The sequence below is a fragment of the Microlunatus sagamiharensis genome (assembly GCF_900105785.1).
Taxonomy (GTDB): Bacteria; Actinomycetota; Actinomycetes; order Propionibacteriales; family Propionibacteriaceae; genus Microlunatus; species Microlunatus sagamiharensis.
In genome coordinates, this window is the sequence record NZ_LT629799.1 from 1,719,354 (window position 1) to 1,737,122 (window position 17,769).

Annotated in this window: 14 protein-coding genes; 6 read left to right on the top strand and 8 right to left on the bottom strand. The window is 74.1% G+C overall.

Annotated features, from left to right (window positions below):
* The first annotated feature begins 31 nt into the window (after positions 1–31).
* A complete protein-coding gene (ligA, locus tag BLU42_RS07750) occupies positions 32–2,329 on the top strand; it encodes an NAD-dependent DNA ligase LigA (protein ID WP_091073956.1) in 2,298 nt (765 codons plus the stop codon).
* Positions 2,330–2,338: 9 nt separating this feature from the next.
* Complete coding sequence (locus BLU42_RS07755; RefSeq protein ID WP_091073957.1) at positions 2,339–3,817, top strand: M1 family metallopeptidase; 1,479 nt, start codon at positions 2,339–2,341, stop codon at positions 3,815–3,817.
* Here the strand turns inward: BLU42_RS07755 and BLU42_RS07760 are convergent.
* The 8 genes from BLU42_RS07760 to BLU42_RS07795 all read right to left on the bottom strand — a co-directional run bounded on the left by BLU42_RS07760 (position 3,754) and on the right by BLU42_RS07795 (position 13,014).
* Positions 3,754–4,149: a hypothetical protein gene (locus BLU42_RS07760; protein ID WP_091073958.1), complete on the bottom strand. Its 396-nt coding sequence runs from the start codon at positions 4,147–4,149 to the stop codon at positions 3,754–3,756. The genes BLU42_RS07755 and BLU42_RS07760 overlap by 64 nt on opposite strands.
* Before the next feature lie 35 nt (positions 4,150–4,184).
* Positions 4,185–5,201, bottom strand: a complete 1,017-nt coding sequence (locus tag BLU42_RS07765; RefSeq protein WP_091073959.1) for a uroporphyrinogen decarboxylase/cobalamine-independent methonine synthase family protein — start codon at positions 5,199–5,201, stop codon at positions 4,185–4,187.
* Entirely contained in the window at positions 5,198–6,289 is a 1,092-nt protein-coding gene (gene mnmA, locus BLU42_RS07770; RefSeq protein ID WP_091073960.1) for a tRNA 2-thiouridine(34) synthase MnmA, read from the bottom strand. The genes BLU42_RS07765 and mnmA overlap by 4 nt, the downstream gene beginning before the upstream one ends.
* Before the next feature lie 43 nt (positions 6,290–6,332).
* Positions 6,333–7,502 (bottom strand): cysteine desulfurase family protein, encoded by a 1,170-nt coding sequence (locus BLU42_RS07775; RefSeq protein ID WP_091073961.1) that lies wholly within the window; start codon positions 7,500–7,502, stop codon positions 6,333–6,335.
* Positions 7,503–7,557: 55 nt separating this feature from the next.
* A complete protein-coding gene (locus BLU42_RS07780) occupies positions 7,558–9,057 on the bottom strand; it encodes a DUF222 domain-containing protein (protein ID WP_091073962.1) in 1,500 nt (499 codons plus the stop codon).
* 95 nt (positions 9,058–9,152) lie between these two features.
* Positions 9,153–10,115 carry an electron transfer flavoprotein subunit alpha/FixB family protein gene (locus tag BLU42_RS07785; RefSeq protein WP_091073963.1) on the bottom strand — a complete coding sequence of 321 codons (963 nt, stop codon included), beginning with the start codon at positions 10,113–10,115 and terminating at the stop codon, positions 9,153–9,155.
* A gap of 28 nt (positions 10,116–10,143) precedes the next feature.
* Positions 10,144–10,929, bottom strand: coding sequence for an electron transfer flavoprotein subunit beta/FixA family protein (locus tag BLU42_RS07790; RefSeq protein ID WP_091073964.1), 786 nt, complete (start codon positions 10,927–10,929; stop codon positions 10,144–10,146).
* Between the two features lie 105 nt (positions 10,930–11,034).
* Positions 11,035–13,014, bottom strand: coding sequence for a S53 family peptidase (locus tag BLU42_RS07795; protein ID WP_091073965.1), 1,980 nt, complete (start codon positions 13,012–13,014; stop codon positions 11,035–11,037).
* 222 nt (positions 13,015–13,236) lie between these two features.
* Between BLU42_RS07795 and glgX the strand changes: the two genes are divergently transcribed.
* From glgX to BLU42_RS07815, 4 genes are all read left to right on the top strand, one after another.
* The gene (gene glgX, locus BLU42_RS07800) at positions 13,237–15,348 is read left to right on the top strand and encodes a glycogen debranching protein GlgX (protein ID WP_407940260.1); all 2,112 of its coding nucleotides are present in this window, start codon (positions 13,237–13,239) and stop codon (positions 15,346–15,348) included.
* 27 nt (positions 15,349–15,375) lie between these two features.
* Entirely contained in the window at positions 15,376–16,314 is a 939-nt protein-coding gene (locus tag BLU42_RS07805) for an alpha/beta hydrolase (protein WP_091073966.1), read from the top strand.
* A gap of 130 nt (positions 16,315–16,444) precedes the next feature.
* Positions 16,445–17,500 (top strand): iron-containing redox enzyme family protein, encoded by a 1,056-nt coding sequence (locus BLU42_RS07810; protein WP_197680663.1) that lies wholly within the window; start codon positions 16,445–16,447, stop codon positions 17,498–17,500.
* Positions 17,497–17,769, top strand: coding sequence for a CDGSH iron-sulfur domain-containing protein (locus BLU42_RS07815; protein ID WP_091073967.1), 273 nt, complete (start codon positions 17,497–17,499; stop codon positions 17,767–17,769). Before BLU42_RS07810 ends, BLU42_RS07815 begins: the two co-directional genes overlap by 4 nt.

Consider the following 17,769-nt stretch of genomic DNA (forward strand, 5'->3'; position numbering starts at 1 on the left):
CCGGCTCCTGGAGCGCCCCTATGCTCGCGGGATGACCGACACCGTGGTCTCCGCCTCCGCCGCAGCGGCCAAGGAGGTCGCCGACCTCACCGGACGGATCAACGAGCTGCGCCACGAGTACTACGAGGGCGACCAGTCGACGGCGTCCGACGAGGAGTACGACCGCCTCGTGCGCCGGCTCCAGGAGCTCGAGGAGCAGCACCCCGAGCTGCTCCGCCCGGACAGCCCGACGCAGACCGTGGGCGGCGCGCCCGAGACGACGCTGTTCGCCCCGGTCGTGCACCGCGAGCCGATGCTCTCCCTCGACAACGTGTTCAGCCGCGAGGAGCTCGAGGAGTGGGCCGCCCGCGTACGCCGCGACGCCGCCAAGCGCCTGCCGGACGCCGGGGTCCGGTGGCTCTGCGAGCTCAAGATCGACGGTCTCGCCATCAACCTGCGCTACGAGCGGGGCGTCCTCACCTCCGCCGCGACCCGGGGCGACGGCGTCACCGGCGAGGACGTGACGTCGAACGTGCGGGTGATGGGCACGATCCCGATGCGCCTCGCGGGGACCGGCCACCCCGACCTCGTCGAGGTGCGCGGCGAGATCTTCTTCCCCGTCGAGAACTTCGACGCGCTGAACGCCCGCCAGGCCGCGGCCGGGGAGCGCCTCTTCGCCAACCCGCGCAACGCCGCGTCGGGCTCGCTCCGGCAGAAGGCCGAGGGCAAGAGCCCCGACCGCCTCGCGCTCATGGAGACCAGGATCCAGGGCCTGCGGATGCTCGTGCACGGCATCGGGGCGTGGCCGGTCGAGCAGATCGAGAGCACCGAGGCGGCCCCGGGCGGGCCGGTCGCGTCCCAGAGCCAGGTGTACGAGCTGCTCGCCGCCTGGGGGCTGCCGACCTCCACCCACTACCGCGTCCTCGACTCGCTCGACCAGGTCTGGGACTTCATCGAGCACTACCGCGCCGAGCGGGCGTCCGTGGAGCACCAGATCGACGGCATCGTGGTCAAGGTCGACGACCTCGACCTGCACGTCGCCCTCGGGGCGACGAGCCACTCCCCGCGCTGGGCGACCGCGTTCAAGTACCCGCCCGAGGAGGTGCACACGAAGCTGCTCGACATCGTCGTGTCCATCGGCCGCACCGGCCGTGCGACGCCGTTCGCGGTCATGCAGAAGGCGCTGGTCGCGGGCTCGGAGGTGCGGCAGGCCACGCTGCACAACCAGGACGTCGTCCGCGAGAAGGGCGTCCTGATCGGCGACACCGTCGTGCTGCGCAAGGCCGGCGACGTGATCCCCGAGGTGCTCGGCCCCGTCGTCGAGCTCCGCGACGGGACGGAGCGCGCCTTCGTGATGCCGGAGCGCTGCCCGGAGTGCGGCACCGTGCTGCGCCCGGCCAAGGAGGGCGACGTCGACCTGCGCTGCCCCAACGCGCGCAGCTGCCCGGCGCAGGTCCGCGGCCGGGTCGAGCACATCGGCTCGCGCGGCGCGCTGGACGTCGAGGCGCTCGGCGAGGTGACGGCGGCCGCGCTCACCCAGCCCACCGTCCCCGCGACCCCGCCGCTGGCCGACGAGTCGGGGCTGTTCGACCTGACCATGGAGGACCTGCTGCCGATCCGGGTCGTCCCGCGCGACCCGGAGACCGGGCTGGCGCGGCTGAACGACGACGGCACCGAGAAGCAGCTCGCGCCCTTCCAGAAGATCGTGCGGAAGGGGCGCAAGGGCGAGCCCGACCTGGTCGGGCCCTCCAAGCAGGCCGAGGACCTGCTCGCCAACCTCGAGATCGCCAAGAGCCGCGACCTGTGGCGCTACCTGGTCGCGCTGTCGATCCGCCACGTCGGGCCGGTCGCCGCCCGCGCCCTCGCGCAGCACTTCGGGTCGCTCGCGGCGATCAGGGCCGCCTCGCGCGACGAGCTCGCCGCGGTCGACGGCGTGGGCCCGATCATCGCCGACGCCCTGACCGACTGGTTCGCCGTCGACTGGCACGCGGCCATCGTCGACCGCTGGGCGGCCTCGGGCGTACGGCTCGAGATCCCCGGCCACCCCGGTCCGCAGGCGGTGGCGGCCGCGCCGGCCGGGCCGCTGGCGGGGCTGTCGATCGTGGTCACGGGCACCGTCGAGGGCTTCAGCCGCGAGGAGGCGGAGGAGGCGATCCTCGCCGCCGGCGGCAAGGCGGCGTCGAGCATCTCCAAGCGGACCGCGTACGTCGTGGTCGGTGCGAGCCCGGGCGCCTCGAAGCTGACGAAGGCCGAGTCGCTCGGCACCCCGCAGCTCGACGCGGAGGGGTTCCGTCGCCTGCTCGCCGGCGGCCCGGAGGCCCTGGTGACGGAGACGCCCACCGACGGATAGCGTGCGCTCGTGCGTCATCCCCTGCGCGGCTGGGCCGCCCTCCTCACCAGCACGGCCGTGGGCCTGGCTCTCCTGCCCGGGGCCCCGGCCGCCGCGGCTCCCGCCGTGCCCGCAGCCAAGCCTGCGCCGGTCGCCGGCGGCCAGAGCGTCGACGACTCGTTGTTCCCCGAGATCGGCGGCACCGGCTACGACGTCCGCCACTACGGCATCGCGCTGACGTACGCGACCGGCGGCACGATCAAGGCCACGACGACGATCCAGGCCAGGGCCGCCCGGCCGCTGTCGGAGCTCACGCTCGACCTCGAGGGGCTGAGCGTCGACCGCGTCACCGTGGACGGCCGGCGCGCCAGGTTCGTGCGCCGCGACACCAAGCTCGTCGTCACCCCGGCCCGGGCCGCCAGCGGCCGCTTCACCGTCGAGGTGCGCTACCACGGCCGCCCGACCACCCACATCGACCCGGACGGTGCGAAGGACGGCTGGGTGCCGAGCGCGACCGGCGCGACCGCGCTGTCGGAGCCGGTCGGCGCGCAGACCTGGTTCCCGAACAACAACACGCCGCGCGACAAGGCGACCTTCGACGTCGCTATCACCGCGCCGAAGAAGCTGGCCGCGGCCTCCAACGGCGAGCTCCGCAGCCGCCGGACGCGCGACGGCCAGACGACGTGGCGCTGGCGCCAGCGCCAGCCGATGGCCACCTATCTCTCGCTGCTCGCGATCGGCCGCTTCGACGTCTACCGCTCCACCGTCGCGCTCGCGGGTGGCCGCACGATCCCCGCGTGGACGTTCGTCGAGCCCGGGCTCGGCTCGGCCAAGGCACAGCGCGACCTCCTGCCGAAGGTCCTGCGCTTCAGCGAGAAGCAGTACGGCCGCTACCCGTTCAGCGCGACCGGCATGGTCATCCAGGACCTCGGGGTCGGCTACGCGCTGGAGACCCAGACGCGGCCCTTCTTCGACGGCGTCCCTGACGACGCCACGCTCGTCCACGAGCTCGCGCACCAGTGGTACGGCGACTCGGTCACCCCGCGCGACTGGGGCGACATCTGGCTGAACGAGGGCTTCGCCACCTACGCCGAGGCGAACTACGCCGCCGAGCACGGCGGCCCGACGACGTGGCAGGCCTTCCAGCAGGCGTACCGGGCGAACGGTCCCGGGTCCGACCTCTGGTCCCCGGCGCCGGCCGCGCTGACCAACCCGGCCGACCTCTTCGGCTCCCCCGTCTACGAGCGCGGCGGGCTGACGCTCGAGGCCCTGCGGCACCGGATCGGCGACGAGAAGATGCGGACGCTGCTGCGCGCCTGGGCGCGGCAGCAGGCGCACGGGGTGGTCGCGACGAGCGACTTCATCGCGCTCGCCGAGCGCACCACCGGGGAGAACCTCGGCGCCTTCTTCGCCACCTGGCTCTACCAGGAGGGACGACCGGCGGGCTACGAGGACGCGGGCGTCACCCGGGTCGCGCCGTCCTCCGGCAGCCGGAGCCGCCACGAGTAGGAGCAGTACGCGGTGATGGCGCAGAGGACCAGCACGCCGAGGAAGACGTGCGCGCCCCTGACGCCGGCGAAGCCGAGCGTCATCTGCAGCGCGATCGCGACCACGATGCCGAGCGGGAAGAAGAGGGTCCAGCCAGGCCCGCCCGACCTGCGCAGGCCGAACCCGAGGACGGCGCCGATCACCGCCAGCACGAGGACGGCGAAGGCGTTCGTCGCGTGCGCGACCAGCAGCGCGGCGCCGCCGTCGAGGTAGCCGGAGCCCAGCCCCGCCTGCGCCACCGCGAAGGAGAGGAGCAGCGTCGTGACGAGGCGGAGCTGCGTGATCTGGGCCATCGCGTCATCATGCCGCAGCGCCGCTGCGCCCGCGCTCAGCCGAGCAGGCGGTCGGTGACGATGTCGGCGGCCGAGCGGAGGGTGCGCAGCGCGGCGGTCGCACCCGCGCGGTCGAAGCCCGCGAGCCCGCAGGCGGGCGTCAGCACCGTTCGCAGCCCTGCGTCCGCGTCGAGCCCGAGGTCGTCGAGACGACCCAGCACGCGCCGCGCGACGACGTCGGGCCGGTCGACGGGGACCGGGCCATCGGTCGCCAGGGCACCCGCGCCGAACCACATCCCCTCGGCGAGTCCCTGGCCGACCTCGTCCCACTCGCGGGTGCTGGTCTGCGCGAGGTCGAGGCCCACCCCGATGACGCCCGCGCGGCGCAGCAGGTCGACCGGTGCCCCGGCGGCGCAGCAGTGCACGACCACCGGGCGGCCGACGTGCTCGACGAGCGCCGTGTAGACCTCGGCCACCTCCGGCCGGTCGACCGAGCGGTGCCGGGAGAAGCCGCTGGCCGTGCTGAGGGCGCCGGTGAGGACGGCGGGCAGGAGCGGTTCGTCGAGCTGGACGACCAGCGAGACGTCCGGGAGCCGGCGACGCAGCTCGCCCACCAGCTCGCCGATCCCCTCGGTCAGCGACTGGGCGACGTCGCGGCGTGCACCCCGGTCGGCGACGACGCGGTCGCCGCGCGGGCGCTCGAGCGCCGCCGACAGCGTCCAGGGCCCCGCGACCGCGACCTTGACCGGACCGGCGTAGCCCTGGGCGACCTCCTCGAGCACGTCGAGGTCGGAGCGGAACAGCGAGCGCGCGAGCCGGGCGTCCCGGTTGGGGGCGTCGGCGAGTCGCCAGCCGGCGGGCTGCAGGTCGACCGCGATCCCGCTGAGCAGGCTCGCCGCCCCGCGGCCGACGAGCTGCGCGCCGATCCCCCGGGCGGGCAGCTCGGGCAGGTAGGGCAGGTCCGGGCACTCGGCGAAGGCCGTCTTGGTCGCGTCCGGCATGTCGGTGCCGGGCCAGGAGCCGACGCCGGTCCACCAGACGGAGGTGGGCGTGTTCGGGACGGGCGTGGTCACGACGTCAGCGCCGGCGAGCGGGTGGAGGAGATCGTCGCGCTGCCGACGACGCGCGTGTCGTCGTACGCCACCACGGCCTGCCCCGGCGCGACCCCGACGAGCGGCTGGTCGGTGTCGACCACGAGCTCGTCCTTGCGAAGCTCCAGCGTGGCGCCCACCGGCCCGCCGTGCGCACGCACCTGCACCAGGCCGCGCCAGCGACCCGCAGGGACCGCGCCGGTCCAGGTCGGGCGGGTGCCGGCGAGGTGCGTGACCGCGAGGGCCTCGCGGGGGCCGACGGTGACGGTTCCGGAGACGGGCGTGACGTCGAGGACGAACCGCGGCCTGCCGTCCGCCGCGGGCACGCCGAGCCGGAGCCCGCGACGCTGGCCGACGGTGAAGTGGTGCGTGCCGTCGTGCTCGCCGAGCAGCGTGCCGTCGGCGTCGACGACCGCACCCGGGCGACGGCCCAGACGCGCGTCGAGGAAGCCCGCCGTGTCCCCGTCGGCGATGAAGCAGATGTCGTGGCTGTCCGGCTTGGCCGCCACGCTCAACCCGCGCGCGGCCGCCTCCGCCCGCACCTCGATCTTCGTCGAGGGGCCGAGCGGGAAGAGGCTGTGCGCCAGCTGGTGCGCGGTCAGGACCCCGAGCACGTACGACTGGTCCTTGGCCTGGTCGACGGCCCGGTGCAGCTCGACGGAGCCGTCCTCGCCGCGCTCGAGGCGCGCGTAGTGCCCGGTGCACACCGCGTCGAAGCCCAGGGCGAGGCCGCGCTCGAGGACCGCCTCGAACTTGATCTTCTCGTTGCAGCGCAGGCAGGGGTTCGGGGTGCGGCCGGCGGCGTACTCGGCCACGAAGTCCTCGACGACCTCGGCGGCGAAGCGGTCGGAGAGGTCCCACACGTAGAAGGGGATGCCGAGCCGGTCGGCCGCGCGGCGCGCGTCGTGGGCGTCCTCGCGCGAGCAGCAGCCTCGGGCGCCGCTGCGGAAGGACTGCGGGTTCTTGGACAGGGCCAGGTGCACCCCGGTGACCTCGTGCCCGGCGTCGACCGCACGGGCCGCGGCCACGGCGGAGTCGACCCCGCCGGACATGGCGGCGAGCACCCTCATCTGCGTCTCCCTGGTGTCATGGCCGCCCCACTCTACGGGCGCCTCAGACGTACGCGGCCGCGGCGCGGGCGCGGGCGACGACGTCGGGGAGCACCGCGGACACGCGCTCCAGGTCGGCGGTCGTGGTCGTGTGCCCGAGCGAGAAGCGCACGACGCTGCGGGCGTCGGCCTCCTCCACGCCGAGCGCGGTCAGCACGTGGCTCGGAGCGGTGACGCCCGCCGAGCAGGCCGAGCCGGTGGAGACGTCCACGCCCGCGGCGTCGAGGAGCATGACGAGGGCGTCGCCCGGCGCGCCGGGGAAGCCGACGCTGAGCACGCCGGGCAGCCCGGCCGCCGGGTCCTCGGGCGACGCGGCGCCGTGGCGCACCGCCTCCGGGACCGCCGCCCGGACCCGCGCGAAGAGCTCCTCGCGCAGCGCCGTCTCCCGGACCGCCTCGGCCTCGAGCGTGCGGACGGCGACGTCAACGGCTGCGGCGAAGCCGGCCGCGCCCACCACGTCGAGCGTCCCCGAGCGCACGTCGCGCTCCTGCCCGCCGCCGTGCTGCACCGCAGCCAGCGCGGTCGAGCGCCGCGCGAGCAGCGCGCCGATGCCCACCGGCCCGCCGAGCTTGTGCGCGGTCAGGCTCAGCAGGTCCAGGCCGCTGGCCGCGAAGTCGACCACCACGTGGCCGACGGCCTGCACCGCGTCGCTGTGCAAGACCGCTCCGGCCGCGTGCCCGGCCGCCGCGACCTCGGCCACCGGCTGCAGCGTGCCGACCTCGTTGTTGCCCCACATCACCGAGACCACCGCGCTCTGCGGGCCGAGCGCGGCCGCGTACGCGTCGAGGTCGAGCCGCCCGGTGCCGTCGACCGGCAGGATGCGAACCTGCGCCCCCTGCGCCTGCGCCAGCCACAACGCGGCGTCGCCCACGGCGTGGTGCTCCACCGCGCTGACGAGCACGTCGCGGCGGGCGGCGTCACGCCTCCCCCAGTAGGCACCCTTGACCGCGAGGTTGTCCGCCTCGGTGCCGCCGCCGGTGAAGACGACCTCGGCGGGCTCGGCCCCGAGCCGCTCGGCGACGAGCTCTCGCGCGTCCTCCACGACCCGGCGCGCGGCGCGGCCCGAGCCGTGCGCCGAGGACGGGTTGCCGGTCCGGGTCAGCTCAGCGGTCACCGCCGCCACGGCCTCGGCCCGCATCGGGGTCGTCGCCGCGTGGTCGAGGTAGCTGCGCACCCCCTCAGTCTGCCGCGCGGACCGGAGGCCGCTGGTTCGCGCGAGAGCGGAATCCTCAGGCCGCACCGACCCGCTCCTTCGTGCTCCTATCCTCGGCGGGATCGCAGTCCCAGAGCGCGCGGCTGTACGGCGTGCGGCCGAGCGCGACGGTGCCCTGGTTGGTCGTGAGGTAGACGTAGCCGTTGGGCGAGGCGAAGAGGTAGGTGCCCGGCTGGGGTTGTCGTCGCTTCCAGCCCGCGAAGGTCACCGCGCGGTGGTGCGACCTGGCCAGGAAGCCGAGGTTGTGCGTGCCGGTCTGCCCGGGTGGTCCACCGGCGCCGGGTGGCACGTACGGGGTCGTGTGGTCGAGGTCGAGGGTGCGGCTGGTGGCCTGCCCGAAGGGGAAGACGTCGACCGGGTTGCGGAGGAACAGCGCCTCGCGCAGCCGGAGCGGGATCTCGTAGGCGTCGACGGGGGCGGTGTCGAGGGGGTCGCGCACGGGCCGGACGGTGATCGGGCACCCGGTGTCGGCGAGCCAGTCGCGGGCCTGGTCGAGCGTCATCGCCTCCCCGTGCTCGGGGCGGACGAGCCCGTCGCCGCAGCGCAGCGCGGTGTCGGTCACGTGCAGGTGGAGCACGACCCGCGGTCGCGCCGCCCGCAGGTCGTGGCGGAGCAGGTCGCGCCGCAGCACGAGGTCACGGCCGCTCCCGTCCGGGTCCGCGTCCTCGTCCTCGTCCAGCCGCGCGGTGGTCGCGGGTCCCGGGGCGGGGCTCTCGACGGCGTGAGGCGCCTGGGCGGGAGGCAGCCGGTCGGGGTCGTCGGCGTGGTCGAGGAGGAGGGCGAGCGCGAGGGCGGGCTGCGCGAGGAGGCCGATGGCCTTGGACCTCCGGACGTCCACCGGGTCGGTGTCCCCGTCGGCTCGGAGGACCTCGGCGAGGCGGTCGACAGTGGCCATGAACCAGACGGCGTCCCCTGACGCGGCCTTGGCCACGACGGTGCGCAGGCCGTGGTCACCCGTCCACGACCAGACCCCGCGCTGCTCGCCGGCGTCCTGCTCACGTCGCCGGCGGGCCTCGGGGTCGGCGTCCAGCACGGCCGCGTGCAGCAGCCGCCGGAACCGCGGCCAGGCGAGCAGCGGCAGCGAGCGGCTCAGCGCCTCGTCGACGTCGGTGCACGCCTCCCACGACAGGTCGTGCGTGGTCTGGGCGACGTGGCGCGCCTGCCAGGCGCGCACCGTCCCGGTCCTGACGAGCTGCCACAGGTGCGGCAGCCGGTGGCGCAGGTCGAGGGCGTCAGCGATGAGCATGCGGGCGGCGGTCGCCCCGGTACCCCTCAGCGCGCCGAGCTCCAGGGCGCAGTGCTCCGCCACGGGAGGGCAGCCCTGGCCGCCCCACGCGCACGACCGCTCCACGAGCGGTCGGTAGCCCGCCTCGTCGCCGTCGAGGTAGTGCACGTCCGCCCATGCGGCGGCGAGCACGAGCTCCTCGCACTCGGTCTCGCGCAGGGTGGCGTGGCTGGCGGCGATTCTGGAGCAGAGCTCGGCAGCAGTGTGCCCCTGCGTCTCCGGATCGAACATACGAACGATTCTGCCCGTCCGGTCCGACAGAAGCGGCCGGTCGGTGTTGTCCGCACGAGGCGGGGTGTCGTCCGCTCGCGCTCCCCCGCCGCCGCTCAGGCGCCGCTCTCCTCCAGGCCCTGGACGACGCCGTCGAGGACGGTCTGCAGGTCGCCGACCACGCCCAGGTCGGCGAGGGCGAAGATCGGGGCCTCGGGGTCGGAGTTCACGGCGACGACGGCCTTCGAGGTCTGCATGCCCGCCCGGTGCTGGATGGCACCCGAGATGCCGGCCGCGACGTAGAGCTGCGGGGAGACCGTCGTGCCGGTCTGCCCGACCTGGTAGGCGTGCGGGTACCAGCCGGCGTCGACCGCGGCGCGCGAGGCACCGACGGCGCCCCCGAGCGCGTCGGCGAGCGCCTCGACCTTGGCGAAGTCGCCGCCGGTGCCGCGGCCGCCCGACACGACGACGCGGGCCTCGGTGAGGCCCGGGCGCCCGGTCGCGACGCGCGGGTCGCGCGCGGTGACGCGGGCTCCCCTGGCGGCGTCGGAGAAGGTGACCGCGACCGGTTCGACCTCGACCTGGGCCGGGGCGTCGACGGTCGCCGGAGTGACGCTGTTCGGCTTGAGGGTGGCGACGAGGACGTCGCGGTCCCCGCGGGCACGCACGGTCCAGCCGCCGGCGAGCACGGACTGGGTGGTGGTGGCGTCGGCGTCGAGGTCGACGGCGTCGGTGATGAGGCCCGCGCCGAGGCGCACGGCGAGGCGGCCGGCGATCTCCCTGCCCTCCAGGGTCGACCCCAGCAGGACGAGCGACGGGGCGACCGAGCCCGCGACCTGGGCCAGCGCCTCGGACTTGGGAACGACGAGGTAGTCGTCGAACGCCGCGTCGACGACGCTCAGCACACGCGTGGCGCCGTGCTGCGCGAGCGCCGCGGCGGCCGCCGCGGAGACGCCCGCGGCAGGGTCGAGGACGACTGCGACCGGGTCGCCGACCCGTGCGGCCAGGGTCAGCAGCTCGAGGGTCGCCCGGGTGGGGGCGTCACCGTCGAGGTCGGCGAGGACGAGGACGTCGGCCATGGGGTCTCCTGGGGTCGAGGGTCGGGGTTCAGGCGTACCGGCCGGCGGCGAGGAACTCGAGCACCGCGGCCGATCCGGAGCCCTCGGCGTCGGTGACGACGCGCCCGGCACCCTTCGCGGGCCGGGGCTCGGTGCCGACCACGCGGGTCGAGGCCGCGTCGAGGCCGACGTCGGCCGGGTCGAGGCCGAGGTCGTCGAGCTCCCACTCCACGACCGGCTTCTTCTTCGCCGCGAGGATCCCCTTCATGGAGGGGTAGCGCGTCTCGCCCGACTGGTCGGTGACGCTGACGACCGCGGGCAGGTCGACCTCGACGGTGAGCCGGGCCCGGTCGTCCTCGCGCATGATCGTCGCGTGCCCGTCGGCCACCTCGAGGTGCCCGGCGTAGGTGGCGCCCGGCCAGCCGAGGCGCTCGGCGAGCATCGCCGGGACGACGCCCATGGCGCCGTCGGTGGACGACATCCCGCAGACCACGAGGTCGGCGCCGGCCTTGGTGACGGCGGCAGCCAGGACGGCGCTCGTGCCGAGGGCGTCGGTGCCGTGGAGCGCGTCGTCGACCACGTGGATCCCGGAGGTCGCGCCCATCTGCAGGGCCCGCTTGATCGCCGCGGCCGCGTCGTCGGGCCCGATCGTCAGCGCGACGACCTCGACGTCGCCGTCGGCCGCCTCGGCGACCCGGAGGGCCTGCTCGACGGCGTACTCGTCGAGCTCGGACAGCAACCCGTCGACGGCCTCGCGGTCGAGGGTCAGGTCGGAGGCGAACCCGCGCTCACCGCTCGCGTCGGGGACGTGCTTCACGCAGACGACGATCTTCACGCGGTCATGTTACCCACGGGTAACTTGTGGGCGCGGAAGAGGGCGCCCGGTCTCCCGGACGCCCTCCGCTCGTGCTCGGGCCCGTACGGGCCCCCTGCTGCTAGCTCAGCGCTTCGCCGCGGCGACGGCCGAGGAGGCCGGCGTCGTCAGGGCGAGGAACTTCGCGTTCGGCACGCCGATCCCGGTGACCGGGTCCCAGCCCTTGTCGGTCCAGAGGCTGGAGTCGCGACCGAACTCACGCACCGAGTAGATGACCGGGGACGAGGAGTCCGTGGGGTCGGTGTAGTCGGCCCGCACCACGCCGAGGCGCGTCGGCTGCTTGACGACGTCGTCGGCCACGCCCTTGGTCGCGTACAGGCGCGGGTTGAGCGCGCCGAACGGACGCCCGCCGTTGTGCTCGATGGTCAGCGCGAGCATCGCCGCCGCCAGCGGGCTGGCGAGGCTGGTGCCGCCGATGCGGTACTCCCCGTAGTGCACGTAGTCGGGGAAGGTCTGCGTCTGCCCGACCAGGAAGCCGGTGTTCGGGTCGGCGTCCATGGCGATGTCGGGGAAGGCGCGCCCGGCCGGCGCGGAGGAGGGCACGACGCCCTTCTGGTAGGCCGGCCGGTTGAACAGCGACGAGAAGCCGCCGCCCGCACCGGAGGTGAACCCGATCGAGGACCAGGACTTGCCGTCCTTGCTCAGGTTGTCCTTGACGGTGCCCCACCCGGTGTCGAAGATCCGCTTGCCCGAGGCGTCGATGCCCGTCGAGGTGCCGCCGACGGCGGTCACGTTCGGGTTCGAGGCCGGCGAGCTGGCCTGCTTGATGCCCGTGGAGGCCAGGTTGTCGCCGTCGTCGCCGGAGGAGAAGAGGAACGTGGTGCCCTGCAGCGCGCCCTGGAGGAAGACCTGGTTGTAGGCGACCACGAGGTCGCTGGTCTCGGCCTCCTCGGGACCGCCCCAGGAGTTCGTCACCACCTTGGCGATGTCCTCGTCGACGACCTTGGCCAGCGTGTCGGCGAAGTCGTCGTCGTTGCAGCTCGGCGAGGCGTAGTAGCGGATGTTCGCCGCGGGGGCGAGGGCGTGCACGGCCTCGACGTCGAGGGTCTCCTCACCGCTCCAGCCGGACGGGTCGCACGCGTCCTGGTCGGTGAAGGTCTTCGGCAGGACCTGCGTCAGCTGGCCCGCCTTGTAGTGGCCGTCGCCGTGCTGGGTGGCGTACTTCTCGGCGTCGGAGGCGATGAGCTGCCAGGCGTACGCGTCGGTGATGGCCACCGTCACGCCCTTGCCCGAGAGCGTCGTGCCGGGCGTGTACGCCGCGCGCAGCTGCGGGCCGGTGTAGCCGCAGGGCGCGTACGGCAGCGTCTGGCCGTTGAACTTGGGCAGCGCCGTGGAGTAGTCGTCGGCGTACTTGGCCGCGACCTGGCCGTAGTAGACGCTGCAGGGGCGCGCGTTCTGGAAGGCGTCCGGCGGGGTCACCTTGGGCTTCGAGTCGTGGGTCTTGCGCGCGACGCTGGTGTCGAGCCCGCTGACGGTCAGCACCGAGGAGGCGAGCGAGGCCGGCACCTGGGCGGCCGTCGTCGGGGCGACGACCTTCTGGCCGTCGTGGGTGAGCTTGCTCAGGCTGACGTCGAACGCCTTGTCGAGCTGCGCGACGGTGCCGCTCGCACCGACCCAGCGGCGGTTCGCGCCGGTGCCCGTGACCTTGAGGTGCTTGGACTTCAGCCACTTGGTGACCGACTTGGCCGAGGCGCTGGTCGGCTCGTACGCGGCCTGGAACTGCGGCGCGCTCAGGAACTGGCCGTAGGAGGAGGACGAGGGGTCCGAGACCGCGGCGGCGGCTTGCTCGAGCGCGGCCTGCCCGCCCTTGGGGGCGAGGTAGACACGGATCGCGAGGCGCTGCTTGGCGTCGGCCTTGGGGACGGCGACCCGCGAGCGGGCCCCGGCGGCGGGCTTCGGCAGCCACTGCGGCAGCGTCGAGGCGATGGACACGGAGGCGGTCGACGGGGCGGCCGTGGCCGTCTGCGCGGAGGCGAGGAGCGCTGCCGGCACGAGCAGCGTGGAGGCGGCGACGAGCAGGCGTGCTCGTCGTGTCCGGAGGTGCATGGGTCTCCCGAGAGGTGGGGTTGCAAGGGCTCCGGCAACGTAAGTCCGAACACCGTCAAAGGTCTATAGCCCGAGAATATTGTGTTTCTCATCTCAACCTCTGGAGCTCCTCAAGGTCGTCCACGACCGCTCCCGATCGGTCACCCGACGCCACCGGAACGGGCATGATGAGGGCTTCTCCGCTCCCTCACGGGTGCCGCCCGACCCGAAAGGGGAACGCCGGTGACGACCTCGCTGCCCGTGCCCGCCGACACCTCGATGCTCGGGGCGCACGTCGTCGACGGCGGGACCGCCTTCGCCCTCTGGGCCCCGCGCGCCACGCGCGTCGAGCTGGCCCTCGTCCACGCGACCGAGCACGGGCGCCAGCAGGTCAACCACGAGATGGAGCAGTCCGCCGACGGCGTGTGGCACACGTTCGTGCGCGGCGTCGGCGCCGAGCAGCGCTACGGCTACCGCGTGCACGGGGCGTGGGACCCGGCCAACGGCGAGCGCTTCAACCCGGCCAAGCTGCTGCTCGACCCGTACGCCCGTGCCATCACCGGCGGCGTCGACTACTCCGGCCCGATCCTCGACCACGTCGACGGCTCGAACTACGTGCCGAGCCCGGAGGACTCCTCCGCCGCCGTCCCGCTGAGCGTGGTCGTCGACGACTCACCGCCCCCACGCCCGATCGCCCGGCCGGTGCCGCTGGCCGACACCGTCGTCTACGAGCTGCACGTCAAGGGCTTCACCCGCCTGCACCCGCTCGTGCCCGAGCACCTGCGCGGCACCTACTCCGGCCTGGCCTACCCCGCCGTCGTCGCCCACCTCAAGTCGCTGGGCGTGACCGCGGTCGAGCTCCTGCCGGTGCACCAGTTCGTGTCCGAGCCGTTCCTGATCTCGCGCGGGCTGTCGAACTACTGGGGCTACAACACGCTCGGCTTCTTCGCCCCGCACTCGGCGTACGGCTCCGTGGGCACGCTCGGGCAGCAGGTCGACGAGTTCAAGCAGATGGTCTCCGCGCTGCACGACGCCGGCATCGAGGTCATCCTCGACGTCGTCTACAACCACACCGGGGAGGGCGGCCACGAAGGTCCGACGCTGTCCTTCCGCGGCCTGGACCACCTCGGCTACTACCGCCTCACCGACGACCGGCGCAACGACTACGACGTCACCGGCTGCGGCAACTCCGTCGACACCTCCGAGCCCGGCGTGCTGCGCCTCGTGCTCGACTCGCTGCGCTACTGGGTCACCGAGATGGGCGTCGACGGCTTCCGCTTCGACCTCGTCACCACGCTGGTCCGCGACGAGCGCCACCACGTCGACCAGGAGCACCCCTTCAAGGCTGCGCTGCGCGACGACCCGGTGCTGAGCCGGGTCAAGCTGATCGCCGAGCCCTGGGACGTCGGGCCGTACGGCTACCAGGTCGGCGCCTTCGGGCACGGCTGGAGCGAGTGGAACGACCGCTTCCGCAACTACGTCCGCGACTTCTGGCGCGGCAACACCTCAGGGGTCGCCGAGCTCGGCCAGCGGCTGGTCGGCTCGCCCGACGTCTTCGACGTCGACAACCGCCCGCTCGGGGCCGGCGTCAACTTCGTCACCGCGCACGACGGCTTCACCCTGCGCGACCTCGTCACCTACGACGTCAAGCACAACGGCGGCAACGGCGAGTCCAACCGAGACGGCACCGACGACAACCGCTCCTGGAACTGCGGCGTCGAGGGCGAGACCGACGACCCGCGCATCAACGCGCTGCGCCGCCGGCAGACCAAGAACCTGATGGCGACCCTCGTGCTGGCCGCCGGCGTGCCCATGCTGACCGCGGGCGACGAGCTCGGGCGCACCCAGGGCGGCAACAACAACGCCTACTGCCAGGACTCCCCCACCTCGTGGGTGCACTGGGACACGCGTCAGGAGTGGGCCGACCTGACCGGGCTGACCCGCCGGCTGCTGGCCCTGCGGGCGGAGCACCCCGTGTTCCGCCGCTCGACCTTCCGGCACGGCGAGCAGCTCGTCGACAGCACCGACCACCCCATGGGCCGCAAGAACCTGGCCTGGTTCGGCGGTGGGCGCCACGAGATGACGGCCGAGGACTGGCACGACCCGCACCGGCGCACGCTCGGGGTCTACCTCGCCCACGACGCGCCCAACCGCGACCACGACGAGGCGTTCCTCGTCTGGTACCACGGCGGCGCCGAGCCGGTCGACGTCGAGCTGCCCGACGGCGGTTGGGCCGACACCTACCGGGTGCTCGTGCACACCGGCGAGGAGGGCGAGCTGCCCGTCGACAAGATCCCCGCGGGCACCAGCCTGCGGATCCCGGGTCGTACGGTGGTGGTCCTGCAGGTCGACTGAGGAGGGCCGCTGAACCGCCGCACCCGGGTGCTGACGTCCCTCAACCGACGCCTGCCGCGGCCCGACCCGCCACCCGAGGCCTACCTGCGGCGCATCCGCCGCGAGCTCCCGCGGCCCCTCGCCCGTGCGGTGCTCGGGCCCGTCGACCGCGGCGTACGGCTCGTGGACCGGGTCCTGCCCACCGAGCCGGTCGCCGTGCCGGTCCGGGTCTACCGGCCGCGGCGCACGACCGCGGTGCTGCCCCTGGTCGTCAACCTGCACGGCGGCGGCTTCGTGCTCGGCAACCTGACCGGCGCCGACTGGTTCTGCGGCCACCTCGCCACGATGGCCGACGTCGTCGTGGTCTCCGTCGACTACCGCCTCGCCCCCGAGCACCCGGCGCCGGCCGCGTCCGAGGACGCGCTGGCCGCGACCTCCTGGCTGCTCGCCGACGCCGGGCGCACGGCCTCGCTGCTCGGCGCCGACGTCGCCCGGACCGCGGTCGTCGGCGAGAGCGCGGGCGGCAACCTCGCCGCGCTGGTCGCCCTCGCGCTGCGCGACCGGCTGGCCGCGCAGGCGCTGCTCTACCCCGCCACCGACATGACGATGACGTCGGCCTCGGTCCTCGAGCTCGCGGACGCGCCGGTGCTGCCCAAGACGTCGATCGACTGGTTCGGTCGGCAGTACCTGCCGCAGGGCCTGCCCCACTCGATCGCCCCCGACGACCCGCGCGTCAGCCCCGTGCACGCCCCCGACCACGCCGGCCTGCCGCCCACGCTCGTCGTCGCCGCCGGCCTCGACCCCCTGCGCGACGACGCCCTGCGCTACTCCGCCGTGCTGCAGGCCGCGGGCGTCGACGTCCGGACGGTGCTCTACCCCCGGGCGGTGCACGGGTTCATGGCGATCCCGCGCTTCGAGGACGCCGCGGCCCAGGCACTCGACGAGGTCGTAGCACACCTCCGTGGGCGGCTCACAACCCACCCCTAGGGGTGAAAACCATGCCTGTTCGCAACTGGTGTTCCGCACCACCGCGAACCTTTCAGGCCGGTGTGTTGAAGCACGCGTCGGTCCTTCCGACGGCGCGACCGCGCGTCGTCACCGACGATGGAGGAACGCCGTGACCATCGACACCGCCGTCGCCAGCCCCGCGCTGCACGACGACCCCGCACCCCTGCCGCAGCCCCGCGGGCCGCTGACCGCCGCGCTGCTCGCCGCGCTGGTGCGCGACCCGCACCGCAGCCTCGACCTGCGCCACCTGCTGTGGTCGGGCGAGCCCGCCACGGCCCTCGCCGACGAGGACCTCCAGCTGGCGCTGTGGCTCGCCTACGAGCTCCACTACCGCGGCCTCGCGGGCGTGGACGAGGGCTGGGAGTGGCACCCCGAGCTGCTCTGGGCACGCGCCCGCTGGGAGGATCAGCTGCTCGCCGGGCTCGAGCTCGCCGTGCCCCACCCGACGGACCTCGGCGTCGACGACGTCGTCCGTGAGCTGGTCGCGCTGGCCGACGCCGACGGCGGCCCCTCGCTGGCCAAGCACCTGATGCGCGACGCCGACGTCGAGCAGCTCCGTGAGTTCCTCGTGCACCGCTCGATCTACCACCTCAAGGAGGCCGACCCGCACAGCTGGGGCATCCCGCGCCTCAGCGGGAGGGTGAAGGGCGCACTCATCACCATCCAGGCCGACGAGTACGGCGGCGGCGTCCCCGCGGGCATGCACGCGCAGCTCTTCCGGACGTTGATGCAGGACTGGGGCGTTGACAGCGCGTACGGCTCCCACGTCGACCACGTCCCCGGGCTCACCCTGCTGGGGACGAACGTCATGTCCCTGTTCGGCCTGCACCGGCGTTGGCGTGGCGCCCTCGTCGGGCACTTGACCGCGATCGAGATGTCCTCCTCGACGCCGAACGCCCGCTACGCCCGGGGGCACCGCCGGCTGGGCGGCGGCGAGGCGGCCGCGCGCTTCTTCGACGAGCACGTCGTGGCCGACGCGGTGCACGAGCAGATCGCGCTGCACGACCTCGCCGCCGGGTTTGCGCGCGTCGAGCCGGCGTTCGCCGGCGACGTGGTGTTCGGCGCGCGGTGCGCCGCCCACACCGACGCCCTGCTCGCCGAGCACGTCATCGCGGCCTGGGAGGCGGGGCGCAGCAGCCTGCGGACGGCAGAGGTGGCCGCGTGAGCGCCGACGAGGTGAGCATCACCGTCTGCCCGGACGGCCCACTGCTGCTGCGCGGGCCCGTCCGGCTCCTGGGCGTCGACGGCTCCGAGGTGGACCACGACCGCGCGGTCATCGCCCTGTGCCGCTGCGGCCGCTCGCGTCTCAAGCCGCTCTGCGACGGCTCGCACCGCCTCGCCCGGTTCAAGGACGCGGCGACGCCCGAGCAGATGGCGCACGTGCTGGCGCACGCGACGCCGCTCCCCGCCGACGAGAGCGACGACGCGGCCTGA

Excerpts from the sequence above, each read along its gene's own strand:
- ligA (WP_091073956.1), top strand. The coding sequence starts at position 32 with ATGACCGACACCGTGGTCTCCGCCTCCGCCGCAGCGGCCAAGGAGGTC.
- BLU42_RS07760 (WP_091073958.1), bottom strand. The coding sequence starts at position 4,149 with ATGGCCCAGATCACGCAGCTCCGCCTCGTCACGACGCTGCTCCTCTCC.
- mnmA (WP_091073960.1), bottom strand. The coding sequence starts at position 6,289 with ATGAGGGTGCTCGCCGCCATGTCCGGCGGGGTCGACTCCGCCGTGGCC.
- BLU42_RS07780 (WP_091073962.1), bottom strand. The coding sequence starts at position 9,057 with ATGTTCGATCCGGAGACGCAGGGGCACACTGCTGCCGAGCTCTGCTCC.
- BLU42_RS07785 (WP_091073963.1), bottom strand. The coding sequence starts at position 10,115 with ATGGCCGACGTCCTCGTCCTCGCCGACCTCGACGGTGACGCCCCCACC.
- BLU42_RS07795 (WP_091073965.1), bottom strand. The coding sequence starts at position 13,014 with ATGCACCTCCGGACACGACGAGCACGCCTGCTCGTCGCCGCCTCCACG.